This window comes from Bacillus sp. JJ1566, from assembly GCF_036962685.1.
In the GTDB taxonomy this organism is placed as follows: Bacteria; Bacillota; Bacilli; order Bacillales; family Bacillaceae_L; genus Ferdinandcohnia.
The window spans coordinates 154,739-180,564 of the sequence record NZ_JBALOP010000025.1 but is presented as its reverse complement, the minus strand read 5'-3'; the positions used below and the strand labels follow the sequence as shown (position 1 = coordinate 180,564).

29 protein-coding genes are annotated in these 25,826 nt (G+C 38.2%); 11 read left to right on the top strand and 18 right to left on the bottom strand.

The window, feature by feature from the left end; genetic code table 11:
- Positions 1–48: 48 nt before the first annotated feature.
- Positions 49–1,830, bottom strand: coding sequence for an adenine deaminase C-terminal domain-containing protein (locus V7112_RS11570; protein ID WP_335419382.1), 1,782 nt, complete (start codon positions 1,828–1,830; stop codon positions 49–51).
- 188 nt (positions 1,831–2,018) lie between these two features.
- Entirely contained in the window at positions 2,019–3,152 is a 1,134-nt protein-coding gene (gene solA / locus V7112_RS11565) for an N-methyl-L-tryptophan oxidase (RefSeq protein WP_335419379.1), read from the bottom strand.
- 163 nt (positions 3,153–3,315) lie between these two features.
- Here solA and V7112_RS11560 point away from each other — a divergent pair, with 163 nt between their 5' ends.
- On the top strand, positions 3,316–4,770 hold the full coding sequence (locus tag V7112_RS11560; RefSeq protein WP_335419376.1) for a GMC family oxidoreductase: 1,455 nt from the start codon (positions 3,316–3,318) through the stop codon (positions 4,768–4,770).
- Positions 4,771–4,859: 89 nt separating this feature from the next.
- Here the strand turns inward: V7112_RS11560 and V7112_RS11555 are convergent, their stop codons facing one another.
- Complete coding sequence (locus tag V7112_RS11555; protein ID WP_335419373.1) at positions 4,860–5,225, bottom strand: DUF1801 domain-containing protein; 366 nt, start codon at positions 5,223–5,225, stop codon at positions 4,860–4,862.
- Positions 5,226–5,384: 159 nt separating this feature from the next.
- Here V7112_RS11555 and V7112_RS11550 point away from each other — a divergent pair, with 159 nt between their 5' ends.
- The gene (locus V7112_RS11550; RefSeq protein ID WP_335419369.1) at positions 5,385–5,756 is read left to right on the top strand and encodes a VOC family protein; all 372 of its coding nucleotides are present in this window, start codon (positions 5,385–5,387) and stop codon (positions 5,754–5,756) included.
- A gap of 67 nt (positions 5,757–5,823) precedes the next feature.
- Here the strand turns inward: V7112_RS11550 and V7112_RS11545 are convergent, their stop codons facing one another.
- On the bottom strand, positions 5,824–6,219 hold the full coding sequence (locus V7112_RS11545) for a VOC family protein (protein WP_335419366.1): 396 nt from the start codon (positions 6,217–6,219) through the stop codon (positions 5,824–5,826).
- A gap of 176 nt (positions 6,220–6,395) precedes the next feature.
- On the opposite strand from V7112_RS11545, the gene V7112_RS11540 reads away from it, so the two are divergent.
- A complete protein-coding gene (locus V7112_RS11540; protein WP_335419362.1) occupies positions 6,396–6,794 on the top strand; it encodes a nuclear transport factor 2 family protein in 399 nt (132 codons plus the stop codon).
- Positions 6,795–6,841: 47 nt separating this feature from the next.
- Here the strand turns inward: V7112_RS11540 and V7112_RS11535 are convergent, their stop codons facing one another.
- Positions 6,842–8,128, bottom strand: a complete 1,287-nt coding sequence (locus tag V7112_RS11535; RefSeq protein WP_335419360.1) for an NCS2 family permease — start codon at positions 8,126–8,128, stop codon at positions 6,842–6,844.
- Between the two features lie 115 nt (positions 8,129–8,243).
- On the opposite strand from V7112_RS11535, the gene V7112_RS11530 reads away from it, so the two are divergent.
- On the top strand, positions 8,244–9,110 hold the full coding sequence (locus tag V7112_RS11530) for a LysR family transcriptional regulator (protein ID WP_335419357.1): 867 nt from the start codon (positions 8,244–8,246) through the stop codon (positions 9,108–9,110).
- A 435-nt stretch (positions 9,111–9,545) separates the two neighbouring features.
- Here V7112_RS11530 and cspD read toward each other — a convergent pair whose 3' ends face one another.
- Both cspD and msrA read right to left on the bottom strand, forming a co-directional pair.
- A complete protein-coding gene (gene cspD, locus V7112_RS11525) occupies positions 9,546–9,746 on the bottom strand; it encodes a cold-shock protein CspD (RefSeq protein ID WP_229140071.1) in 201 nt (66 codons plus the stop codon).
- Between the two features lie 251 nt (positions 9,747–9,997).
- Positions 9,998–10,960: a peptide-methionine (S)-S-oxide reductase MsrA gene (gene msrA / locus V7112_RS11520; protein WP_335419352.1), complete on the bottom strand. Its 963-nt coding sequence runs from the start codon at positions 10,958–10,960 to the stop codon at positions 9,998–10,000.
- 117 nt (positions 10,961–11,077) lie between these two features.
- Here msrA and V7112_RS11515 point away from each other — a divergent pair, with 117 nt between their 5' ends.
- Entirely contained in the window at positions 11,078–11,323 is a 246-nt protein-coding gene (locus tag V7112_RS11515; RefSeq protein WP_335419349.1) for a DNA alkylation repair protein, read from the top strand.
- A gap of 121 nt (positions 11,324–11,444) precedes the next feature.
- On the opposite strand, the gene V7112_RS11510 is transcribed toward V7112_RS11515, so the two are convergent.
- Positions 11,445–12,458 (bottom strand): acyltransferase family protein, encoded by a 1,014-nt coding sequence (locus tag V7112_RS11510; protein ID WP_335419346.1) that lies wholly within the window; start codon positions 12,456–12,458, stop codon positions 11,445–11,447.
- A 220-nt stretch (positions 12,459–12,678) separates the two neighbouring features.
- On the opposite strand from V7112_RS11510, the gene V7112_RS11505 reads away from it, so the two are divergent.
- Together V7112_RS11505 and V7112_RS11500 are read left to right on the top strand one after the other, a co-directional pair.
- On the top strand, positions 12,679–12,936 hold the full coding sequence (locus tag V7112_RS11505; RefSeq protein ID WP_335419344.1) for a CGCGG family putative rSAM-modified RiPP protein: 258 nt from the start codon (positions 12,679–12,681) through the stop codon (positions 12,934–12,936).
- Positions 12,920–13,201, top strand: coding sequence for a hypothetical protein (locus tag V7112_RS11500; protein WP_335419341.1), 282 nt, complete (start codon positions 12,920–12,922; stop codon positions 13,199–13,201). Before V7112_RS11505 ends, V7112_RS11500 begins: the two co-directional genes overlap by 17 nt.
- A 30-nt stretch (positions 13,202–13,231) precedes the next feature.
- On the opposite strand, the gene V7112_RS11495 is transcribed toward V7112_RS11500, so the two are convergent.
- A complete protein-coding gene (locus tag V7112_RS11495) occupies positions 13,232–13,615 on the bottom strand; it encodes a hypothetical protein (RefSeq protein WP_335419338.1) in 384 nt (127 codons plus the stop codon).
- The gene (locus tag V7112_RS11490) at positions 13,612–14,094 is read right to left on the bottom strand and encodes a hypothetical protein (protein WP_335419335.1); all 483 of its coding nucleotides are present in this window, start codon (positions 14,092–14,094) and stop codon (positions 13,612–13,614) included. The genes V7112_RS11495 and V7112_RS11490 overlap by 4 nt, the downstream gene beginning before the upstream one ends.
- A gap of 215 nt (positions 14,095–14,309) precedes the next feature.
- Here V7112_RS11490 and V7112_RS11485 point away from each other — a divergent pair, with 215 nt between their 5' ends.
- Complete coding sequence (locus tag V7112_RS11485) at positions 14,310–15,521, top strand: MFS transporter (protein ID WP_335419332.1); 1,212 nt, start codon at positions 14,310–14,312, stop codon at positions 15,519–15,521.
- 146 nt (positions 15,522–15,667) lie between these two features.
- Positions 15,668–15,952, top strand: a complete 285-nt coding sequence (locus V7112_RS11480; protein WP_335419331.1) for a phage holin family protein — start codon at positions 15,668–15,670, stop codon at positions 15,950–15,952.
- Positions 15,953–16,189: 237 nt separating this feature from the next.
- Here the strand turns inward: V7112_RS11480 and V7112_RS11475 are convergent, their stop codons facing one another.
- On the bottom strand, positions 16,190–16,885 hold the full coding sequence (locus V7112_RS11475) for an AIM24 family protein (protein WP_335419329.1): 696 nt from the start codon (positions 16,883–16,885) through the stop codon (positions 16,190–16,192).
- A gap of 149 nt (positions 16,886–17,034) precedes the next feature.
- Here V7112_RS11475 and V7112_RS11470 point away from each other — a divergent pair, with 149 nt between their 5' ends.
- On the top strand, positions 17,035–18,201 hold the full coding sequence (locus V7112_RS11470) for a chromate transporter (protein ID WP_335419326.1): 1,167 nt from the start codon (positions 17,035–17,037) through the stop codon (positions 18,199–18,201).
- Between the two features lie 44 nt (positions 18,202–18,245).
- Here V7112_RS11470 and V7112_RS11465 read toward each other — a convergent pair whose 3' ends face one another.
- Positions 18,246–18,986: an AAA family ATPase gene (locus V7112_RS11465; protein WP_335419324.1), complete on the bottom strand. Its 741-nt coding sequence runs from the start codon at positions 18,984–18,986 to the stop codon at positions 18,246–18,248.
- 153 nt (positions 18,987–19,139) lie between these two features.
- On the opposite strand from V7112_RS11465, the gene V7112_RS11460 reads away from it, so the two are divergent.
- Positions 19,140–19,667 carry an HD domain-containing protein gene (locus tag V7112_RS11460; RefSeq protein WP_335419322.1) on the top strand — a complete coding sequence of 176 codons (528 nt, stop codon included), beginning with the start codon at positions 19,140–19,142 and terminating at the stop codon, positions 19,665–19,667.
- Between the two features lie 20 nt (positions 19,668–19,687).
- Here the strand turns inward: V7112_RS11460 and V7112_RS11455 are convergent, their stop codons facing one another.
- The 6 genes from V7112_RS11455 to V7112_RS11430 form a co-directional block, all read right to left on the bottom strand.
- On the bottom strand, positions 19,688–20,626 hold the full coding sequence (locus tag V7112_RS11455) for a magnesium transporter CorA family protein (RefSeq protein WP_335419319.1): 939 nt from the start codon (positions 20,624–20,626) through the stop codon (positions 19,688–19,690).
- A 298-nt stretch (positions 20,627–20,924) separates the two neighbouring features.
- On the bottom strand, positions 20,925–22,169 hold the full coding sequence (locus V7112_RS11450; protein WP_335419314.1) for an aminopeptidase: 1,245 nt from the start codon (positions 22,167–22,169) through the stop codon (positions 20,925–20,927).
- 183 nt (positions 22,170–22,352) lie between these two features.
- Positions 22,353–23,291, bottom strand: coding sequence for an aminoglycoside phosphotransferase family protein (locus V7112_RS11445; RefSeq protein WP_335419310.1), 939 nt, complete (start codon positions 23,289–23,291; stop codon positions 22,353–22,355).
- A gap of 106 nt (positions 23,292–23,397) precedes the next feature.
- Positions 23,398–23,979, bottom strand: a complete 582-nt coding sequence (locus tag V7112_RS11440; protein WP_335419305.1) for a YpmS family protein — start codon at positions 23,977–23,979, stop codon at positions 23,398–23,400.
- Between the two features lie 24 nt (positions 23,980–24,003).
- Positions 24,004–24,786: a GDSL-type esterase/lipase family protein gene (locus V7112_RS11435; RefSeq protein ID WP_335419302.1), complete on the bottom strand. Its 783-nt coding sequence runs from the start codon at positions 24,784–24,786 to the stop codon at positions 24,004–24,006.
- Positions 24,787–24,975: 189 nt separating this feature from the next.
- The gene (locus V7112_RS11430; protein ID WP_335419299.1) at positions 24,976–25,821 is read right to left on the bottom strand and encodes a metallophosphoesterase; all 846 of its coding nucleotides are present in this window, start codon (positions 25,819–25,821) and stop codon (positions 24,976–24,978) included.
- Between the last annotated feature and the right edge of the window lie 5 nt (positions 25,822–25,826).

Here is a 25,826-nt window from a genome sequence, read left to right as displayed (position 1 = left end):
AGAAACCTACAAACATTGATATTTCGTTGTTTGTAGGTTTTTACCAAATCACTTCGTAACTTTTCTTGCAAAAAACGGCTCTGCCTTCAACAAAATATCGTCCCTCTTCACCTCATACAACCCATATGGCACCAACCGTAATCCCGGAAGGAAATCACATGTTAAGAATAATAAAGTATACAAAATATCATGGAATGGGAATCCCCGCTCCTGCAAGGTTTTCAACAATTCATCATGGTATTCAACCGCCTTATCAAATGATGGGCTAGTTGTCATCATCCCCGTTAGCGGTAAGGAGATTTCGAGGATGATTTCATCACCATCCACAATGACAATTCCCCCGCCAATTTCATGTACTCGTGTTGCTGCTTTTGTCATTGCTTGTGGATTTCTACCAACAACAAGCAATTCTGTCGTCGTATTATACGTTGAGGCCATCCCATCAAGTGTAATGGCAAATCTTTCCAGAACAGCTCTACTTACCCAATTCCCTCTTCGGTCAATCAATGCCGAATACACAAGCCCTTCATGACCTGACAGATCGGCAAACCCATTTACTGAAGGAATCATTGTGTCCTTCCTTGAAGTAATGACATTACTTTTAAAATAGGAAACGGGTAATGGTTCATTTTCATTTGGATGAGGGTATTGATAGAGTTCTGGATTCTCTAGTACAGATTTCGGAAATTCAAATGCTTCACGAACAACGTATTTCGCCCAGTCCATTTCCGGCATCGTTGCCAATAATTGACCATTTTCCGCAACGATTTCTCCACTAGCAACGACTAATTCAGGGCGGAAGTCGACAAGATTAGGAAGCAATATGATGTCGGCCTTTCTTCCTGGTGCAATCCCACCAATATAATCTTCAAGTCGGAGATAAGTTGCTGCATTGATTGTCACCATTTGAATCGCATCCATCACAGGCACTCTAAGTTCTACCGCTTGACGGACAAGTCCATCGACAAATCCTTCCCTATCAATGAATCCTGGATGTGGGCCATCAGTTGTCATCACAATTCGACTTGTGTTGACGTTTCCTTCTGTGATCATTTTAATAACTTCTTCTAAATCAGGTCGGAGTGAACTGTTTCGTAACGTCGTCCACATGCCTAAACGAAGACGGTCTAGAGCTTCATTTGCTGTAATTGCTTCATGACAAGCCGTCACACCTGCTGCAACAATTGCATTTAATTTGTCATAGGAACAACCTGATGTGTGGCCATCGGATATTTTTCCGATTTCTTTTACATAGTCCATTGTTTCTAGTAAAAATGGGTCTCCATTATAAAGTAGCGGCCAACGGGTTACTTCTGCTGATCCAACAACTTCCTCCATAGCTAGGAGCTCCTGAATATCCTGATGATTGTACCACTCGCGTTCTCCCGGATAATCCGCCTGAGAAACTAGCCTGACAAGCCATAAAAAATTTCCGGGCAACGATTTTAAATCATGAACCATGTCCTTAAAGCCTTTAGCTCCCATATGTAAATAGAAAAAGAGATTATCATTCACCGACGTTGTTGTACCAAGTGGTAACACCTTGCTCGTAATACTGATTGGATTGTAGATTACCCATGGATGGGAATGGGCCTCAATAAACCCAGGAGATACATACTTTCCTTCAGCATTTATGACTTTTGTATGTTCGCCAACCATCGCTTCACTTTTACCGACATACGCAATACTATCCTTATATACAGCTACATTCAGCTTTAAAAATTCACCAGAATATACATTGATTACAGTACCGCCTTTAATATATAAATCGGCGGCTAGATTCCCCTTTGCTACTTCCACGAGTTCACTTCTTTTTGCTCTAAGCTTCAAACTCCTCACTCCCCATGTACTACATCCGTCGTATTACGTTTATTGAATTTCCGTTTATATAACATAATATTAATAAAAGTAGATTGTAGATGTCAATCGTATTGCTTGAATTTATTAAAAATTAAGTATATTCACTATAAAAAAAGAAACCCAAATGAATGCGGGCTTCCTTATCTTTTTCTAAACGCTTATTTATTAAATCGCTGAATGGAAAAGGGACGAATATCAAACTTTGTTTGGCGATCTTCTGTAACTAAGTCACTTAAGATTTCTCCTACAACACTACTAAATTTAAACCCATGACCTGAGAAACCACAAGCAATCACGACATGATCGTGATTAGGATGTGTATCAATAATGAAATCCTCATCAGGAGTGTTCGTATACGTACATACCCTTCCCATTTTGTGATACCCAACCTTAGATATATAGCGCTCCGCAAAACGACCAACATCACTTACATCTTCCTCATAGGTGCCGAATTCTTCAATTGCTTTACCCATATCTCTAGGCTGGCCTCCGTCGTGTCGCCCAATTTTGACACCTGCTCCGTTAATACTTGGAAAACCGTAAAACGTTTCAGTAGGTAATTGAAATGCAAAAGCAGGAAAAGTATCAGAATGATAGATTTCCTCATCTGATTCAAACCACGAAAACGTTTTTCTTATTTCTTGTAACGGCAGCTCTAATCCAATTAACGGAAGTAGCCTTCTAGTACCAGCTCCCGGTGTAAAAATAAGTGACTCAGCTGTATAGCTATCTTTTTCTGTGTTCACCTGTACATGACTCTCAAAAATGGAGATGGATGTCACAGGTGAATTCGGTTTAAGAATAGCTCCATTCTTTATTGCCTCTTTTTTATATGCACGTATACAATTCTCACTCATCAAAACACCTGAATCCAGTTCATAACAGCCGATGTAGCCATCTGGAACATTAAATCCTTGCCACCTTTGATTAATTTGTGCAGCAGATAATTGATCCACATTTAACGAATATTTTTCAGCACTACTAATTACATTTTGAATAAACTTTGAATCAGGTTGGTCAATATTAATAACCCCTGTATTTATAAAAACATCTTCTTCCGACAGCTCCTGAAGCTCATTCCATAGCTCCTGTGCCCTGAGTGCCATCTCAACATAACTTTCTCCTTCACCATAAGCATGACGAATAATTCTTGTTTCCCCGTGATGGGAACCTTCTATATGTGGCGGATCGTGTGAATCTATTAACAAAACACGTTTCCCTTTTTTCGATAAATAGTAGCCTGCGGCCATGCCCATCGAACCAGCACCCACGATAATAACCTCAAAGTCCATATGATATCCCCCAACCCAATCCTTCATTGTTTTTATTGGTTTTAGTATACCTTAAAAAATGAAAGGGACAAGTATCCATATTATTTAGCCCTTCAAACATAATGGTCAAGCAGCCCTACATAAGATAAGTTGGTAAATTATTTATGGGAGAGTTAGGGGTTCAATGGTTATAAGGTATAAGAATAACTGGATTAATACGAAACCTATTTCTGAGATTGCTAAGACAGAATACGATGTGGTCATTGTTGGAAGCGGTCCTGGAGGAGGTGCTGTTTTACAAAGACTTTGTCAAATCTGGAAAAATCAAGGCGCAAAAAAGATCGCTATACTTGAAATGGGAGATAAATTATTTCATTCCCATGCACAAAATATACCTACACAAAATGTAAATACATCACGTGATGTACTTGTACCTGTGAATTCCACTCCTATTGGTCAACGATTACCTCAATTTTCCGGTGCCACGATGGTCTATGCTCTTGGGGGAAGATCGTTGTTTTGGAATGCGGCAACACCGAGACCGATTGAAGAAGAATTAAGAAAATGGCCGATTAATCGCAAAGAACTTGATGTTTACTATCGAATGGCTGAGACCTTATTACATGTCACAACAGATTGGGCAAAAGGTTCATCGATGCAGGATCGAATGTTAATGAGGCTTCATGCTGCAGGTATATTGGAAGCTCAAAATATGCCACTTGCTATTGATTTGTCTCCTTCTAGACAGGGAGAGGTCCATTCAAATCCTTGGTATAGCTCGATTAATTCACTTGCAATGGGGCAACTAGACCGTCCTTATGATCTTGCTGTAAATGCTTTTGTTCATAAGGTTAATACTACCCAAAATGGAAACAGAGTATCTGGTGTCCAGGTAATTGATACAGAAACGAAATCAAACTATACTGTTCGTGCAAAAAATATTGTAATATCAGCTAGTACTTTAGAAACTCCACGTATCTTATTGAATTCTAGTATTCCGGTACAAGCGATTGGACGTTATTTAACAGGACATGTATCAATGATCGGAATTGGAACAGTTAGACGAGAACAGTTTTCTGATCGTCTTGGAAATTTATCGATTTTAAAATTCGAAACAGAAGAAGATCCTTATCAAATTCAGATTCTAGGTCCAGACCAATATTGGTCGTACCAGCAATTTGAAGATAAAGCGTTGAAGAACGAGTTAATGGTTGTTTACGCAGCCTTTGGAAGAGTTGAATCCAGACCAGAAAATCGTGTATACCTTGATTCTAGGCGGGATGAGTATGGTGTACCATTACAACAAGTTGAATACTCTTTAAGTGAAAAAGATCGTCAAACAGCCCAAAAAGTAGAACAAGGGATAAGAGATGCTGCAAGAGCGATGGGAGTCACCCTAGATGAGTCTAGTTTAGTCCTGCGTCCACCAGGAGCAGATATGCATGAGTCTTGTACATGTAGAATGGGGAATAATCCTAATACTTCAGCAACAAATCGTAATGGTCAAATACATGGAGTTCGAGGTCTTTATGTTGCAGACAACAGCGCTCTTCCAAGCTTAACCGCAGCAGGACCAACACTTTCTAACACTGCTTTAGCAATACGAGTAGCAGACCATATTGTTCGTCAGTCAAGCTAGGTTGTCATTAGTAGACTGTGGATATAATAAATATGATTTAGGGGCCTTAGCTCTATATTCTATAGGCCTAAGGCCGTTCACACATCAGTCTATTTCCCATTCAAAGCTATAGCTTCTTTGATTAATTCCTCAAAAACCTCCGGCTGGATTTCTTCCATTTTATTAATTCTTATATGCCTCATACCTTTGCCTGAACCTTGTAATAATTTATTTACGTCCATTTCTTGGAGTTCAATACCTCGATGGAATCCTAGATTCACGTGTTTTTTAGATGCCTGGAGATAACATACTAATCCATTATATGAGTAGTTAGGCATAGACCATTTATATTCCTCAACTAGATTTTGAGAGGCGTTTAAAATGATTTTTCTTAAGACAGCTGTATGGTTTTGAATTTCCTCTGGTAAGTTCAAAATATATTGATCAACTTCAGCTATCGTTCTTCCTTTTTCCATTCATATCACCTTTCACGATTTCGAATTATTTCATCAGTATTACCTAACAATATTATAAATTAAAGACTTTATTAAAAGCAGAAAGTTATATCATGCTATGTTGTATATAGTAGGCTACTCAATTATAGTTAAATTAAATAAAGGATAGGAGGAGAAAATATGAAGCTTGGTGCATTTTCTGTAAGTTTAAATGTAAAAAATATTCATAAATCAAAGGATTTTTACGAAAATCTAGGATTTCAGACCTTAGGTGGAGATATAACTCAAAATTGGCTAATTATGAAAAATGGAAATACGGTGATTGGATTATTTCAAGGGATGTTTGAGAAAAACATTCTTACTTTTAACCCTGGATGGGACCAAAATGCGCAAAATCTCGATTCTTTCACAGATGTTCGAGATATCCAAAAGCAACTTAAAGAAAAGGGCATTACAGTGCTGACTGAAGCAGATGAATCAAGCGAAGGACCCGCACATTTTGTTCTTGAAGATCCAGATGGGAATCAAATTCTTTTTGATCAGCATCGATAATCTTAATACATATTGGATAGAAAGCCTTCCATCCCAATCAGGGGCGAAAGGCTTTTAATGATAAAAACTACTTCGCATTCTCGTCTGGCTGATGAATTCCAAATATATTTCCTTCTGTGTCCACATAGTAGCCCTGCCACGCCATTCCAGGCAGCGCGTACTTCGGCATTGCGACCTTACCGCCGTTAGCTATAATTTTATGTTCTGTAGAATCGTAATCTCCTACTCCCATTGTACAAGCATAGCCATTCAGTGGCTGGTTTGCCTGTGGCGGAGGACCTTGTCTTTGCATCAGAGCACCATTAATACCAAGTTCGTTTTCATCACCGGTTACTGCCCCAAAATAAGGCATCCCCGCATAGTCAGACCAATCTTCAAACTTCCAACCAAATACCTCACCATAAAATGTTTTTGCACGTTCCATGTCATCTACATGAACTTCAAAATGAACTAATCTCCCCACGATACCCACCTACTTTTCAATAATTTATCTACACTATGTAATTTCTACCTAGTACACAATTACACCTTCTTCATTATCGGAGAAAATATAGAATCCTATTCAGTGACATGGATTGACACACATTTTTCTTTAACTTACACTTCAGAAGAGATAATATTTGGAAATGAGGTAAAAAAATGAGTACAGAACAGGAGTCAAATTCCCCACTCACTCATAAAGAGAAAGCATTATCCTTTTTAAATCTTGTTGTATCAGGAAAAATTCGCGAGGCATACGAGAGTTTTGTAAGTCCGATTTTTTCGCACCACAACCCCTTTTTCACCGGTGATGCAGAAAGCCTCATGCTTGCCATGGAAGAAAATGCAGTTCAAAACCCTCACAAAATTTTTGAGGTGAAGCTTGCCATTCAAGAAGGTGATAAGGTTTCTGTCTACTCCCATATAAGGCAAAATCCAGATGACCTAGGAGCGGCCGTTGTACACATCTTTCGTTTTGAGGATGACAAAATTATAGAATTATGGGATATTGGACAACTCATACCAGAGAATTCTCCAAATGAAAATGGTATGTTTTAAATTTTGGCTCCAAAACAACAAAAGCAGTCCAAAGAGGACTGCTTTGTTTAAACCACATATTGAATCACAAAATTACTAATAAATAAAATCGCAATCATATAAAGTGCAGGATGTATCTCCTTCCCTTTCCCCATTAGTAGCTTCATCACAGGGTATAAAATAAACCCGATTGCAATCCCGTCCGCAATACTATAGGTTAATGGAATTAACACAATAATTAATAGAGCAGGAAAGCTCTCCGTAAAATCATCCATTTTAATGTTCACAATATTTTGAAGCATTAGAACGCCGATTAGGATGAGAATCGGTGAAACCGCGCTTGCCGGAACCATTTTAATCACTGGAATAAAAAGAATCGAAACAAGAAACATAACTCCTGTTACGATGCTGGTTAGTCCCGTTCTTCCTCCCGCTGTGATGCCTGCTGCCGTTTCTACAGATGCAACAGTTGGACTCGTACCAAAAATACCAGAAGATAAAACTGAAACAGCAGTAGCCTGTAAGGATTTTTTACTGCTTTCTGGACGGTTTAGCATGTTGCTATGTCCGTGAATTAGGCCGATATTTTCAAAAACGAGAACCATCGCTAATGAAATAGAAGTTAACCAGAAGACGATATTACCCGCTTCTGCCCATGATAATTGGCCGAACACACCAAAGTATTCTTGAAAATCGGGAGTCATTAAGCTAAACCCTTCCATATGACTTCCACCAAACCAAATCGCTAATACGGATGTAATCAAAATACTTAATAAAAGATTACCGGGTACATTTTTTATAAATAATAATACCGTAATAATCAACCCAATAAAAGTTGTGATAACAGTTGGACTGCTTAAATCTCCGATAGCAAGTAAGGTGTGCTCAGAGCTTGTGATAATACCTGCATTGTCAAAGCCGATTAAAATTAGTAAAACTCCGATACCAATCGTAATTGCCTCTTTTAATGAATTCGGGATTGATGAAGTGATCACTTTAGCTAGCGGTGTAAAAGCAATCACCACGAAGATCAGCCCTGACACGAATACCATCGCCAGTGCTTCCTGCCATGTGAATCCCCCAGATTGCACAATTGTATAAGTAAACATCGCATTAAGCCCCATTCCAGGAATGAGAAGAATCGGAGTGTTACTCCATAATCCGATGATTACACATCCTAAAAAACTCGTTAAGATGGTTGCAATGATTCCCGCCTCCATAGGGATACCTGCTACTGCCAGAATCGTTGCATTAACAATAATAATGTATACTACAGTTATATATGAAATGAATCCTGCAGAAAATTCTTTTCCAATTGTAGTTCCATGTTGTTTTAAGTTAAAAAATCGTTCCATATTAATCACCTTTCTATCCGTTGCAAACGAATCTAAGCATAACATGGACTATACTATATGGAAAATATATAATTTATATAGAAACCATACTTTTTTCATATAGAAGGAGAAAACAATGGACATTAAGCAATTACGCTATTTTATCGCAATAGCAGAGGAAAAGAATATTACGGCTGCTGCTACTCGCCTTCACATGTCTCAGCCGCCATTAAGCATGCAACTGAAGCAACTGGAGGAAGAGCTTGGTGTTAAATTATTTGAGCGCAACGGAAAGAGAATGGAGTTAACCGACAAAGGTGATATTCTTTATCAACGCGCATTACATCTCGTTAACAGTGTAGAGGAAATTAAAAATGAAGTTCAAGAAACAGAAGAAGGAACAAAGGGTGTTCTTGCTGTAGGAATCAACACACTGTCTGTTTCAGGATTTTCTGACATGCTTCAAGCCTTTCATAAAAAATATCCGCTCGTAACTTTGAAAATTGTTCAAAATGACTCCTACTATCTTGCGGAGATGGTAAAAAACAGGGCTATAGAATTGGCATTCGTAAGGCTTCCACTTGAACATCGAGGTTTCATTTATGAGCACCTTCTTAGCGAGCCCTTCGTTTTTGTGAGCAACAAGAAAACTGACATGGTTTCATTAGAAGAAATTTCGCAAATGCCTCTCATTATTCCTAGTACTGAGGGCTTGGGTAGCTATAATATCATTCATGAAGCATTTTCAAAGCAAAAGCTAAAATTTACGAGTATTGCAGAATGCTCGGATATGCATGTATTAATGGAGATGGTAAAAGGTGGAATGGGAGCAACCATTGTTCCGAAATCCGTATTGGATGTGTACAGGGATAACATTCTTCACTCTGCACCAATTAAAGATGCCAACCTGATTTCTTCCTTAGGAGTCATATGGCTAGAGCATCATTATGTATCAACGACCGCTAAGAATTTTATTGAGTTGGTGAAAGAGAAACTTTCTTGAAGGAAATAGCACTAACCTAGCTTTGGGGTACACACTCTACGCTTTTTTGTGTCGCGAAACCCCTATCGCGATACATGCTCTTCATTTTTTCACTCAAGCGTGTACCGGGAAACTACTCTTGCGGTACATGCTCATCATTTTTTCACTTAAGCGTGTACCGGGAAACTACTCTTGCGGTACATGCCTATCATTTTTTTCACTCAAGCGTGTACCGGGAAACTACTCTTGCGGTACATGCTTTATACTTTTTCACCGATGCATGTACCACTACAGCAATCTTACGATACACGTTCAATACTTTTCCGCCCAAGCATGTACCGCAAAATTATTCCTGTGGCTGCAATCCCATCTCTCTCTTTTATACCACCACCAAAAGCTCATAAAAAAACAGCCCTACCTATGTAGGACTGTTTCCGATCTTATTTATGGGTTAAATTATAATTTAACTACGTTAGATGCTTGAGGTCCACGGTTACCTTCAACGATTTCGAAAGAAACTTCTTGACCTTCTTCTAAAGTTTTGAATCCGTCGCCTGTGATTGCTGAGAAGTGTACGAAAACATCGTCTCCACCTTGTACTTCGATGAATCCGAATCCTTTTTCGCTGTTAAACCATTTTACTTTACCATTTTGCATGAAATATGCCTCCTAAAATGAACACACAAACCATTTGTGCATTGAAAAATTTAACCATTGTACACTTACATAAATCTAAAACAAATTCACATATAACTTCAGAAGAATTGCCGAAATTAACGTTCTTTCTTTCTTTAAACTTATATAACGCAACAAAATGGTCTATTTCATCATAGCATCGTACATTATCTTAGTCAACCAACAATTTTGAAAATAGTCATTTTCTCTCATATATTGTAAAGATAAACCATTTATCTAAAAAGCTTCAAATATTCCCCGTAACCTTCTTTTTCAAGATCTTCTTTCGATATAAATCGAAGTGCTGCGGAGTTGATACAAAAACGCATTCTAGTTGGGCCGGGACCATCATAAAATAAATGACCTAAGTGTGAATCTGCCGTATTACTTCTAACCTCGGTACGAATCATCCCATGAGATGTATCAAGCTCTTCTACGATTTCCTTCGCATCAATCGCCTTTGTAAAGCTCGGCCAGCCACAGCCAGCATCATATTGATCTAGAGAACTAAATAACGGCTTGCCCGAAACAATATCGACATAGATACCTTCCTTTGTGTTGTTCCAAAACTCATTTTGAAACGGCGGCTCTGTGCCTTGTTCCTGTGTCACATAATATTGCATGTCTGTTAGATTTTTCTTCGCATCTTCAAATTCCTTTGCAGCCCAATGCTTTCTAATGAATGTATCTCTTCCAGAACCTTTGCGATAGCGGTTATAATGTTCAGGTTTCTTTTTATAATAGTCCTGATGATACTCTTCAGCACGGTAAAATTCCTTTGCAGGAAGTATTGGAGTTACGATAGGTTTTGTGAAAATCCCGCTTTCGTTAAGCTTTTGCTTTGATTCTTCGGAAATTTTTTTCTGTTCTTCCGTATGATAGAAAATCGCTGTACGGTAGGATTCTCCACGATCATAAAATTGTCCGCCTGCATCTGTTGGGTCAATTTGCTGCCAAAAGAGTTCAACTAATTTTTCATAAGGAAAAATGTCTGGGTTATATGTAATTTGAACGGCTTCGTAATGACCTGTTGTATCAGAACAAACCTCTTCATACGTAGGGTTTTCCTTCGTTCCCCCTGTATATCCGGAGACAACCTCGATTATTCCTGGCTGTGTATCAAACGGCTTAACCATACACCAGAAGCAGCCACCAGCAAATGTTGCTTTCTCTACTTTTTCATGTGTATTTTCCATGTGCCCTCTTCCTTTCACCTTTTACTTGAATTCATTATATCACTTCTAGCGTACGTTCAAAAAAATACGCTCATATATTTTCCAAAACAGGAAAAAGTAAAAAATAGGAGGTGTAGTATGAGTAGTCCTTATTTATGTCCTAATTGTAAAACAAATCGTTCGAGATTTAATATTATTGAACAAGTGCCAAAGTCGGTTAAAATGGACCCACAAAGTGGTGAAGTCGTTGAAGAATACACCGCAAATCTTGACCCTTTCCATATCCCATACCGCGGACCGGAAATCAAAGTACAATGTGGAGTATGCGGCCTTATCGAAGAAGAACAATCCTTTGTCAAAAGAGCTCAGAATTTTAAAGGTTGAACGAAAAAAGGACCACGGGGACGGTTCTTGTTGTTCCACATTTCGTTTCCAACATCCAAAAAGGGACAGCTCTCTTAGTTTACCAGTATCTACTGGACCAAGAGAACCGTCCCTATGGTTCCTAATAACTTTCCTGTTTTACTCTAAAGAACCTTTTTATAATCGAGATGCGAAGTTCGATTAATGGCTGGGTAATTGCTCGAATTGTTTTCGTTGATAACAGTAATGTTAATATCAAGGATGCGACTACTAATATTGCTAAATTCCCAGAGTCATTAATCACATCAAGCCATTCGCTGTTTCTGAAATATTTAATTACAAACCCGTGTAATAAGTAGACGTACAATGTATGTGTTCCCCAGCTTGTGAAGAAATATTGTTTTTTCGGTAAGAGTGAGAAAAATGCAACTGTCATTACAATCGCAACCAGATAGACAGCTAGTCTAATAAGTCCACCTAGATTCTCCTGTGACAGCGTTTCATACGATTTTGACCCTAACAGCCAACCAGTGTTGAAGTCTGGCACGAAATAGTAGCCGATAAAAATCGCTAAAAGCAGAATCGCTGACCCCACTTGAACCCCTGGCCGTTTTAATGCTGTAAAATGTTCCTTTTTACAATAGAAACCTAATAAAAATAATGGGAAAAAGACAAATGTCCGCGATAAACTTAAATAATTTTCCACGAACGGAATATAGCCAACCCCAATCCCAACTAATACCGCCAGTGCCAACGACCACATCATCGGCAACTTCGTATACGCATACAGCATCACATTCCAACAGAATAAGCTGATTAAGAACCAAAGTGACCATTGCGGATTAAATGGTTCGAATAATAGCGATTCACCTTTATATAGGTAGAAATAATAGATAGTATATAGCAGCTGAAAAATGAGATATGGAATCAACAGCTTTTTCGCCGTCTTTTTAATATAGCCTTCCTTCTTAAATCCCTTTGCAAAAAATCCCGAAACTAAAATAAATGCAGGCATATGAAAGGAATACACGAAGTGATAAATTGTCATGATGATTTTATGATCATCGATGAAAGGCTGGATAAAATGTCCAAAGACAACAAGGAATATTAGGATAAACTTCGCGTTATCAAAATAATACTCTCGCTTGGTAGCCATCATAAAACCTCCAAACTTTTGTTATTGTATTATAACATCACAAGGGGGTATTTTATGCCGATGTCTTTGATTTGTAAATGTCTTTTTAAAGATTATGAGCAGTTGTAATTATACTGAAAAATCTTAATCAAATTGAAACAAACTGTAACAAAGTTTCTCTGTGATTCATATCATCCTACATTATTGGCACGGGATTTATAATAATGATGAGGTGATTAGTATGACGAAGGATTGGTCGATTGATTTGGAGCATGGGGATTATCAACTGAATAGGACGTTGGTGATTGAGGATGGATTGAAGGCAATAGAAGAAACGGAAACTGGCTGTTATGTAAATCTTGTCACACCAGCGAATTTTGGCAACCCTATTCATTATCTTCCGGAAGCCATAAGTCAAAAGTTCAAATCTGATGTGACTTATAAATTCATTGATCAATGTGGATGTGGTGGCTATGTTTTTCGTGTCTGGAAAAAATAATGAAGTATTAAAGAAGCTAGTAAAATACGGGCACCAACAAGTGGTCGTGAATTGGTATGAGGATGAACTATTAATCGCTAGGGACGGGTTCTTCTTCACCCATATACAAATCGAGGATGATTTCCTGATTTTCATGAAAGACCATGAGGCAAAACAAATAATCACACTTTCAAACTACGAAACAATAGAAATCCTCCCTGATTTTCGTGATTTTTATCAACTTAGGAATGATACTGAAACCTTACACATTTATTTTCCACATTAAAAAATACTCAGACCCACTGAGTATTTCTTTTTATCCTTCAATCATTTTCAAATACGGAATCTCTTTCCCATCAACGATCGCAATAAAAGCCGGTGTATCTGATTCAAAAATTCTAGTTCCGACCGGAAGGATATTCGCTGTCCCATCGCTAAAACCAAATGCCTTTTCCGAGTTCTTTTTTATCTCACCGACCTGTTCACCAATGGTATACTCAAGTTCCTGTACCCAGTCCACACCCTGAGCATTCGAATATACAATCCCACCCAGCAGAAAAATATCTGCATTCTCATTCTCTAATAAATCCGCAGGAGTCGGATTGCCAATAGTTGCAGGTGCTCGAGATGGAACATGTTTGCAAGCTCCAGTGAAAACGAGAATCATGAATAACGGTAAAATGATTCTTACAAATCTCATTTAGCTCCCTCCACTTTCTTAGCTACCCCAACTACTACCCAGGAGCGGTTAATATTCTCAACTAGAAGTGAATACGAATCCTTCACTCCAAGTTCCTGTCCATTTTCTGGGTCATATTCAAAACAAACAGCATCAACATAACGATGGTTGTCCTTATATCGTTCCTTCATCAATTCATAAGTTGCTTCGCCATGGTCATAGGTCAACCCAAAATCACAATGTTTTACGAAACCCTTAAATTCTTCCCAATTAATGGGCTCTCTTATGATTTCAAAAACTGAAGCTGCTTTTATCGAATCCCACTGTCTTTCCTCAAGTATGTATGAACTACTTACTTTGTCGTTTCTTGCCTCTTCAATTAACTGACCAACAACATCATGGGGTTTCACATATAAATTCTTTGTATAAAAATACCGCCCGCCCAAAATCAAACAAACCACAACAAATGCCACAATAAGGAATCTGATTATCTTTTTCAAAATGGCCTCCATCTAAGGGGTGATCTATGCTTGCACCTACTATGATTTAGAGTAACATATTTTTCCAAACCCCAATAGATTGTTTTTATAATTTCCTACTTTTCGAACTGCGGATATTTCTGTTTCCGAAAGTTTCGTTAATGAAAATAATCCTCAATTATGATATTATTAAACTATTAGTATATGAAGAATTATCTTAGGAGATGGAAAAATATATGCCGAATTGGCAACGTAATTTATGGGTTCTTTGGATTGGTGTCTTTTTTACGGCTTCAGGTTTTTCAATGGTTATCCCATTTTTACCAATCTTTCTATTGGAAATCGGGGTACACGAAAATACTGAATTATGGTCAGGGCTTATCTACGGGGCCGCCTTTTTTGCAGGTGCATTTGCGACACCGTTTTGGGGAAGAGTTGCCGATAAATACGGGCGTAAACCAATGATTATACGGGCAGGATTTGCCCTTTTTGTCGTTTACACGTTAATGGCATTCGTCACAAACCCTTATCAAATTTTAGGTCTACGTTTAATGCAAGGTTTACTAAGTGGATTTATTCCTGGTTCGATTGCCCTTGTTGGTACGAATACACCGACGAAAAAAGTGGGTTATGCGCTTTCGATGATTTCATCGGCGGCAGCGACCGGGATGATTTTGGGACCTCTATTAGGTGGAGGTTTAGCTGAACTTTGGGGAAATCGCTGGGCATTTGCTAGTGCAGGAATCATCGTCTTCTTCGCCACGATTTTAATCATCTTTTTCGTAAAAGAAGAAAACTTCAAAGCGAACAAGGAAAAGGGATCTGTTTTTAAGGACTTTAGCATCGCGATAAGCAACAGGCCATTCTTACTTGTATTAATTCTAACCCTTATGGTCAGCTGCTCTACCATGATAATCGACCCTATCTTGCCTTTATACATTGCTGATATCGCAAGTCACTCTAGCTATGCAACATTACTTACTGGCTTTGTCATTTCTTTACCAGGTCTTGCGAGTGCACTGTTTGCACCTATATGGGGAAAATGGGCCGATAAGGTTGGCTTCCAACGCATCTTATTCATCGGACTTTTAGGAGCAGGTATCGGAACCTTAGCTCAAATCGTCTTTACCCACATCTGGGGCTTTTCTCTTATCCGTTTCGTTTATGGGATTTTCTTCTGTGCAGTCTTTCCTGCTTTAAACGGGTTAGTCGTCAAATCAACACCAGAGGATTTCCGTGGCAGAGCGTTCAGTTTGAACCAAACAGCCAATCAAATTGGAGGAATGATTGGCCCACTTATAGGAGGTTTACTAGGAGGATTGTTCCCTACGCAAATCCTGTTCTCTGTAACAGGTGGATTACTATTAGTTGCCCTCGCTACAGCCTACCTAAATAGTGACCAACGTAAACGCGTGGTGAACCGAGAAGTATTTGCAAAAAACAAATAATACACCTTGAAACGCTAGGCTACGGTCTAGTGTTTTTGTTTATGTAAATTCTCCCTCTTTTTGAGAAAAATAAATATCCGATTGACCAATCCCAACTTTCTCGAATATTTTATCCTATAAGAAATTGAAATCTTGTAGGTGAAAAAATGGATCTCAACCTAAAATTATATATTCGTCAAGATGCGTTTATCTTAATTCCTGTTCTCTATTTCATTGGGCTCATCCTAAAAGAAACACCTTTTATTCCGGAATGGACACATCGATGGATTCAATTAAGCTTCGCAGTAATTTCATGTTTACTCTATTATGGAGCCGAAATACAATCAGTGGTACAAGGGATTCTTGTTACTGGAACAACGATGATCTCCGAAGATCTTATCAGAAATACGATCCACGGCATTAACAACACCATTGGTAAAAAGGATGAGTAACAATCTTGACCTTTTCCCCTTGGAAAAGGTTTTTGATTTATCCCTTTTATAAATCAAGCTAGTTGATGCTTTGTGGGAGTGTAAAAAAAACGAGGATCATCTTATGTTGAGGATGATCCCTTTTTATTTAAATCTTCTAGTACGTTTAATTCAAAAATTTAATGAATCACGGTTTTTTATCATAGTTTTCTCTTACTTCCTTCATTTCTCCATTTATCTCCGCTCTTTTCCATACCATTAGCTATTGGACTGCTGCATATACACTTCTTCGTACGGTTGGACGATAACAAAGCCATCTCCTTCAAACCTCATTTGGATTGACTCGCCACTACCTCGTCCGACGAAAGTTTTAAATGAAATGTCTGTTTGGAACTCAGGTTGAAGATTTCCTGACCATGCAACTGTTGCATTCGGGTCCGTTACTACAGGTCTTCCTGGTGATACCCGCAATGTGAGTGGTTCGTAATGAGTTGTAATTGCAAGCATTCCACTACCTTCACACCGAACATTAAACAAGCCGCCAGCCATCATTCCAGCAATTCGTTTCATCAGCTTAATATCGTGCTTTAAGGATGGTTCGAAGGCCAAAAGATCATTTCCATTTACGTAAATTGCCTCATTTTGCAACTGAAGAATAATGATTTTTTTCCCGCTATCAGCCAAGTACAGTTTCCCCTGACCGTTTGCTTTCATTAAGGAAGCCCCTTCACCTGTCAACGCTTTCTTAAACATGCTCCCAAGTCCATGCTCAAGGATACCCTCACGTTCATACTTAATTCTTCCATTATACGCAACCATTGACCCTGCTTTAGCCCAAATCATCCCGTTTAGATTTACCTCAAGCATTCTAGGAGTCTCCAATTCAAATAGCCCTTCGCCTTTGTCTTCCTGCTCCGTATTTTTAATAAATTCCGCGATTGAATATTTACTCATTCCCACCACATCCTTTCATTAGTTAGTTTTACGAATGTGCTAGCAAAAAGGTTTCATATTATTAAGTTTTTGTAATTTTATATAGGTTAATCTTTAGAATCTTGCTTACAAATGCTATAATGCCGTTAGAATTTAAAAAGGAGAATAGTATGAAAAATTTACTAGAAATACTTCTTGTGTCAACTAGACTAGGACTGACATCCTTCGGAGGACCAGTTGCCCATTTAGGCTATTTTCATGAAGAATACATCAGAAGAAGAAAATGGATGGATGAACAGACATATGCGGACTTAGTGGCCTTGTGTCAATTTTTACCTGGACCTGCAAGTAGCCAGGTAGGAATCGGCATTGGTGTAATGCGAGCTGGTGTTCTAGGTGGAATTGTATCATTTCTTGGGTTTACCCTCCCTTCCGTGATTGCGTTAATTGTCTTCGCATTGATCCTCGAAGGATTGGATATCGGAACCGCGGGCTGGATTCATGGTTTAAAATTAGTCGCTGTCGCCGTTGTCGCACATGCCATACTTGGAATGGCACAAAAGCTTACCCCAGATTTAACGAGAAAATCTCTCGCACTTTTTGCCTTAGTTGGAACACTATTATGGCAAACAGCCTATACACAGGTAGGGGTTATCCTTATTGCTGCAATTTTAGGGTTTATTTTATTTAAAAATCAAGTAGACAGCGAAACTACAAATCTACAATTCCCTATTTCTCGTAGATTTGCTGCTATTTGTTTGTCATTGTTTTTCGGTTTACTCATTGGATTGCCAATTTTAAGGGAAGTTACTTCCTTGGAATGGATTGCCATGTTCGATAGTTTTTATCGTTCAGGATCACTTGTTTTTGGTGGTGGGCATGTTGTTTTACCGTTATTGGAGCGTGAATTTGTTCCGACAGGATGGCTAAGCGAGGAAGCATTTTTAGCTGGGTATGGTGCAGCGCAAGCAGTTCCGGGTCCACTTTTCACATTTGCTGCCTATCTTGGGGCAGTGATGAATGGATGGCAAGGTGGCCTACTCGCAACAACAGCTATTTTCCTACCAGCATTTTTACTCGTTTTGGGAACATTGCCATTTTGGGATTCTCTTCGACGCAATCCTAAAATTAAAGGAGCTTTAATGGGGGTAAACGCTGCAGTAGTTGGAATTTTAATTTCAGCCTTCTATCACCCGATATGGACGAGCACAGTGTTTACACCAATTGATTTTGCATTTGCTGCCGTTTTGTTCAGCATGCTGGTATATTGGAAGCTACCTCCTTGGATTGTAGTTGTGACAGGGGCCATTGGGGGAGCCGTTATAAGTTTGTTCTAGACTACCAATTTGGTAGTCTTTTTTAAAGGACAAATCCCCTCCTTCTATTCTTCATCCTCCCGAAACAACTCCTCCAAATACCGTTCCCGTCGATTTAAAAAGCCCATTGTGATCTGATAATGGTCAGTGTCCTCGTACGAAATCTCCTCAATGGGTGAAGCATCAAAATTGTATATTTGAGCGCCTGGATACCCTAATAATATCGGGGAATGAGTTGCAATAATAAATTGCGCATTTCCGCCTTTTGCCAGGTCGTGAATCACCCTTAAGAATGCAAGCTGCCGTGCCGGAGATAAAGCCGCCTCAGGCTCGTCTAAAAGATAGATGCTTTGATCACCAAAACGATTTAAAAATAAAGATAAAAACGACTCACCATGGGACTGCTCATGCAGCGACTTACCCCCATACCCTTTATATTGAAAAGTAGGGTCATCCTCTGCTAATTGATCCAAATGCGATGCAAACTGAAAAAAGCTTTCTGCCCGTAAAAAGAAGCCCTGATTGATTTTTGGCATCCAAGAAAGCCGAAGGTGCCCACTTAAAGCTGGAGCAGCATCTTCAAAATTGTAGAAATTATTCCGACCGCCTCCTCCACTATTAAACCCACATTGGTGCGCAATTGCCTCAAGCAATGTGGACTTTCCAGACCCATTTTCACCCACAAAAAACGTCACGGGATCGTGAAAATCAAGTTGATCCAGCCCCCTAATACCTGGGATTGAAAAAGGATATTCACGTATATTATGTATTTTTTCTGCCATTAACTTCACACTTCTTAAAAACAAGTCCAATCACCACACATATAATAATACAACCATTTTATCATGCCCTACCCGTACTTCCACCCATTTCCATTAAAATCGGATTATTATATCTTGATAATATCTTGCATCCATGTTAAGATTCTAAAAATTTATCATTTACTGGAGGCCTAACAAATGAGATATGTTACCTTAACAGACATCTTTAATCATCGGATTGCGCAAAAGTACCTGTCTCGTTCAGGGAAGGCTCACGCAATCGCTTGTGCATACCATGCGTTTAAAATGGCCAAGGAGCGTAATGTTTCAGTCAATCTTGCAACCAAAGCTGCATTACTTCATGATATGGGGCATTACACCTGGTACAAAAACGGCAAATGGGACTACAGTATGTACAAAGAAAATGACATTCATGCTATAAAAGGTGCGGAACGTGCTCATAAATTATTGATTCGATTAGGTGAAAATCCGAAGTATGCAAAGGAAATTGCCTATGCGATTTTATTTCACACAGACTCTTACATCGAGGAAGGCTTTATTAAGCGTACACCCCTTCAAGCCATCACAAAGCTTGCTGATGAGATGGATGAGGAAAAAGGCGGTCTACATCATTATCGCCAAATTGATGAGGACAAAGCGAAGAATATGATTGCCAGATTGGATACTTTAGTAGATGAGGAAATGAAAAAGCGTCGATCCAACTAACTGGACCAACGCCAAAAACTCTAAAAGAATCGTTTCTTCCAGAAAATATAAGCAGTAATGCTTGATAAAATAAACGAAATTGTAATCGCAATTAAAAATGAATATTGATATTCTTGGAATGGAATCGATACATTCATTCCGTAAAAGCTCGCCACCATCGTTGGTAAACTTAGAATAATCGTAATCGAGGTTAAAAATTTCATCACTATATTCACGTTGTTGGAAATCACGGATGCGAAGGCATCCATCATGCCACTCAAAATAGAGGTATGAGTTTCCGCCATTTCAATCGCCTGTTGATTTTCAATAATAACATCCTCAAGCAATTCCTGATCATCTTCATACATTTTCAAATAGTTACTTTTCAACATTTTCTGCATGACAATATTGTTCGATTTTAAGGAGGTCGTAAAATAAACTAAACTTTTTTCAAAGTTTAAAAGTGAAAAAAGCTCCTTGTTTTTCATCGATTGATGCAATTCTTTTTCAATTAAATCAGTTTTCTTACTGATTTGTTTTAAGTATCTGAGATATAAGGTAGCCATCGTATATAGGATTTGAAATGCAAACCGTGTTCGTTTGAACGTAAAAAAGTTTTTGATTTTCCCCTCGGAAAAATGATGAAAAATTGGATTGTCTTTTAAACAAACCGTTACAAAACAATTTTTCGCAATTATGATTCCCAGTGGGATTGTGTCATAAATCGGTATCTCATTTTCATCCATTGACACCGAAGGAATATTTACAATGATTAATATATGTTCACCGTCTTTTTCAATCCGAGACCGCTCTTCTTCGTCCAACGGGTCCTTAATGAATTCAATCGGTATTTCTAAAGACGCTGTGATTTCGTTGATTTCTTTTTCAGTTGGAGCAATCAGGTTAATCCAGCAACCGTTTTTAATCGTTGTTGTTTCCTGTAACTCCCCTTGCTCATTAGATAGATAAATATTTAACATGAAATAACCTCCTCTTTTCAACGAGGAAGTCAAAAATCTCCGCCAGTTAAAGTTGAATTTTTATTTATTTTCCAACTAACTATCATTGGTTCATTAATGACTTCCCCTTTTTTCGACGCGGGATCAGGGTCGTTACACAAATGACTACTCATAAAAATTCAACTCCTTTTTTCATTTCAATACCGTAATATTGTACTCGAAAAATCCCCGTTTGTAACTACATGATTTTTCTTATCCAAAAATTCACAAAAAGAGCCCAAGAAAAAGCTTATTATCTTTTCCTTGGACTCCGTTATTCTTATAGCGCCCAATCACCTTTTCGGAAAACCGGCACAACGGTACCATCTTCTTTAATCCCGTCAATGTCCATTTCACTTGAACCAATCATAAAATCAACATGAACTGTTGAAACATTCATGCCATGTTCTTTTAATTCATCTTCATTCATTTTAGTTCCACCTTGAAGGTTTGTCGGATATGCTGCACCAATTGCAAGGTGATTTGACGCGTTTTCATCGAATAATGTATTGAAGAATGTGATACCTGATTGTGAAATCGGCGATGGGTCTGGCACTAACGCTATCTCACCAAGACCTGTTCCACCTTCATTATCAAATACTAATTTCTTCATGATTTCATCTCCAGTCTCTGCAGAGATGTCAACAATTTTTCCGTCTTTAAAATGAACCTTGATGCCCTCAATTAATGTGCCAGCATAGCTTAAGGGCTTGGTGCTGCGAACCACTCCATCCATGCGGCGTGTGTCCGGGGCTGTGTACACTTCTTCAGTAGGCATATTTGCAATAAATTCTTCCTCTTTTGGATTATAGCTTCTTGCACTTTCCCAAATATGATTTTTCGGTAAACCAAGCTTCAAATCTGTTCCCGGCGCACGATAATGAAGTGCGTCAAACTGGATTTCATTTAATTTAGCAGCTTTTTCATTCAAGACTTTTGTATGTTCGTCCCACGCTGCGACAGGATCGTCTTCATACACTCGGCATGTTTTAAAAATTTGATCCCAAAGTGCATCTACTTGTTCCTCAGATGTTGCTAAATCCGGGAATACTTTTGCAGCCCAACCCGCTCCAGCTGCACCTGCAACCGTCCATTTTAAATCATTGTTTTGTGTAGCCACACGTTGCACCTTAAAGGCTTTTGCTGCTTTATTTTGGAAGGCTGAAATTTTAGCAGGATCAACTCCACTTAAAAAGCCTGGATCACTGGAAACAATCGATAAACGACAAACCTTATGATTTAGAACATGATCATCTGATTCCTGAATTTCGTACTCAGGTATATCTGTCAATACCTCTTCAGTCTGGTGTAGATAATGCTCTTTTGTAATTTCGTCATCGGACCATTTTATAATGACCTTTTCAGCTCCTAATGCATAAGCCTCTTTTGTTACAAGTCGAGCGAGTGGAGCTTGATCGACTGTAATCGTCATTTTCACCCAATCACCTTTTTGCACATTAAGTCCATTTGCTACCAAAAGCTTTGCGTATTTTTGTAAATTCTCCTCAAAATGTGGAAGAACCATATTATTACCCCCAATAACATATGTATATTATTATACTAGCATAACTCGTTTAAAAAATACTAATGAATCAAAGAATCTCTTAGCGTGAAAATACCATTTTCCAATCCATAAAGCATGTTAGCCTTTCAGAATATAATTAAACATACTAGGAAATTTTCTATAAATATACTTACAATTCATTTATCACTTCCCAACCAACGCACGATGCTCTACTAATAGTCGTAGCCATTGTGCAGGCCTACTAAAGGATTCAGTCTTGTTCTCACGGTAAGGTGTCAAATATAAATACCAACTGAGTGCACGTTGGACACAAGCTAATTGATCTGATATTCGCAACGCATTGTCCAATTCCTTCATCGTAGCAAATTTTGTCCAAGGCTCTAAGTAGAAAGGGCGAAATTCGTCCACTGTTCCGAGCCACTCAGATTCATCCATGAGTAAATCGTCAAGAGCATGCCAGAATATACGGGTGCTAAAAAATGGATGTGAAACCGATGCATCACCCCAATCAAAAAACACGATGTTGTCATGAACAATTCTAATATTGTTCGTGTGGAGATCCCCATGTTCAATTGAAGCTGATATAGCCGAATCCATTTGATCACACATTGATAGAAGTTCAGGTTTAAGGGACATGACCTCTTTCGTTTCTTCCTCTGTTAAACCTGTTCTACACATATCCTTTAAGTGCTGGGCAATTTCTTGTCTGAGAATCGGCATTCTACGATCTGGAACACCTATTTCGAGAAAGCTTTTCACATCTTTCATTTGTGAAATTTGTAACTCTGCATATTCTTGTATCGCTCGCTGCCAGAGTTGTTTATCCTTTACATCGCGCAGTGACTTCCCCTTCAAATCCTCCATCAGAAACCATCCATCTGTTTCATTTAAGGCTACTATACGAGCCGTTTTACCTTGTGATGTTCGATCTAAATGCTTATTTAATATAGCTTCATGCCTAGTGGCTGGGCCATTTTCCTTATAAAATAAATTTCCGCGATTAGTAGGAATTCGTACAACTAGACAAAAATCAGAGTCTTTAACCCTGTCTACGTTTCCGGTAATTTCATATCCTAATTCTTCGGTCACAGAACACAGCCATTTTTCTGAATACCCTTTCATTTAAAAATACCCTCTCATTCTAAATTTCAATTCTTACTATTTCAACAAAAAGTGTTCCATTCCTTTATTGCTGCAAAAAAAAGCAAACCAATTATTGATTTGCTCATTAGTCTATTGGAACCTGTAATTTGAATCTTAACTCGTCCTTACTTAAATCAAAGGTATCGACTTCCACCTTCGTGTCACTTTTCATTTTCATCTCAGATAAATAGACATAGATATTTTGATTATTCGCATCAATTTGAACCCACTCAGGGAGATTGTAGTAGTCATTAATATAGCGTAACACAAACGTAACCGGTAGGCTTACTTGACCAACAGTAAATGCTTCCTGCTGTAAAAGTAAATCACCGTTCTCAAGCACCTCAGGCTTAAAGGTCATCACCATATCAATCTCTTTTCCAAATACGGTAATTGTCCCGAGCAGCATTACCCGCTCCGTCAGCAGCACCTTATACTTTAACGGATTATCCTTTGCCTCTTTTTTTAAAAAGTTATTAATGACCCTCGTTAGGTCCTCCTTGTTCGTTTCAACAGATAGATTCACATGATCCTTCGAAATAACCTTTTCCTTTGGGGTCACTTCCTTATTCGGTACAAAAAGCAGCCCGAAAAAAACGAGCACACAAACGAGATTAATCGCAAATAGTGAAAGAAAGAATACCTTCCATTTATTTTTTATTTTCATCAAAGACCCCCTCTACGAAGGAATTCACTCCAAAATGATTGCTTCAAAAATCCTCTCACTCATTAATTCATACCCTTTTGAGTTTGGATGAAACTCATCTTCTGATAAAAGATTATCACTCGACTGGCTAAATACATCATCTACCACTACAAATTTCGTATGGTCAAATTTCGAAAGGATGCTTTGACTTCCTTCGTTCCAATTATCAACAATTGTATTAATTTCCGTAGAAAGATCAATAAACCAGCCAAACGGATTATATATCCCTACGAGTACAATTTCAGCATCACGATTATTATTTCTGATAGTTTCAAGCACTTTTTGAAGGCTATCCTCATATTTTTCTTGTTCTTTTTGAAACACATTTAATGATAAGTCAAAAAGGTTTTCTTTCACAATTTTCATTATATCATTACCACCGATTGTTATGATAATGATGTCTGCGTCTGCAATCCCCTTTTGTACTTTTTCATTTTCCAAACGGTTTAGAAGGTCTGATGTTTTATGCCCTCTCACACCGAAATTCTGAAGATTAACTGACTTTACATCTTTTTCATTAAGCAGCTTTTCCTCTAGCAAGGATGTATAACCCCCTTGCTTTGTTTCATCGCCGACACCCTTTGTAAGAGAATCACCAATTGAAGCAATATGAAGATCTCTCGCGATAAAATCGTCCGGGATTTCACGCTTTGGAGATAGGCCTGTATCATGATTACTGGTAGCTATGCCTGTTGTTGCCGGCATCCCCCCAGAACAACCACTCATCAATAAGCTAGTAATAATAATGGCTAAAATTGGATTGTACATCCTGGTCACCTCAATTTCTCTTTGTGACTTTTGTCTACAAGTTTAGTATTATAGCATACGTAAAAAAACCTTTAACGATTCCGGTTTCTATAAAAAATCATGAATGCATAGTAATATTTTTAATCGTCTTAAAAATTTTACCAAATTACAAAAAATGAAGAAAAAGACGTCAATTTGGACGTCTCTAATTTAAATGGCTTGTCTAGCACTTTCAGCTCCAAGTGTTAGTGTATGAATGGTAATCTCGGGGTTGCTTCGAACACGAATATTAACCCCTGTCTGCCCTAATCCCTCATTAATATAAAACGGTTTTCCATCATGAGTATGAAAACCTTTTGTCATACCCATTCTAACAAGTTTCCCCATTTTCACCAAGTGATACGGTTTTGGATAGCAAATTTGTCCACCATGAAAATGACCGGATAACAGGTAATCAAAGTGATAATCCTTCATATGCAGAACAAGATTCGGATCATGAGTTAACACTAGATTATAGCCAGACTTTAACGACGCATAAGATTCTTGTAGATTACTTCGTTTCGTACTAAAATCATCAATCCCAATTATATTCAAACGATTTCCATGAATCATGATTGAGTCATTTTCGTTTTGAAATGTTTTAACCCCATATTCCTCTAAAAGTAGCTGTAATTTTTCAAAATTCTTCTTTCGTAAGATATAGTCATGATTACCAAATACAGCGTAAGTTCCATGTGTAGGGGCTAGTCTTTTAAAAACATCAAGATACGGAGCAAGTTTCGGAATACTACGTTTACGATCTAAAAAATCACCTGTAATTGCAATTAAATCAATCTTTTCATCTTTGACCTTATTATATAAGCTTTCCGGAGTAATTGATAGATTTTCAAGATGCAAGTCCGATAGGTGGAGAACATTCAATTGCATTGGATTTACAAACTCTTGAGTCGGTGTGACATTGATTTTTGTTACATTTACTTTGTATGTGTTCTTATTCGCTTTTCTAAGAAAATAAAAAACAATCATAATCGCAATAAAGACGATAAAAATTTTCATAAAAA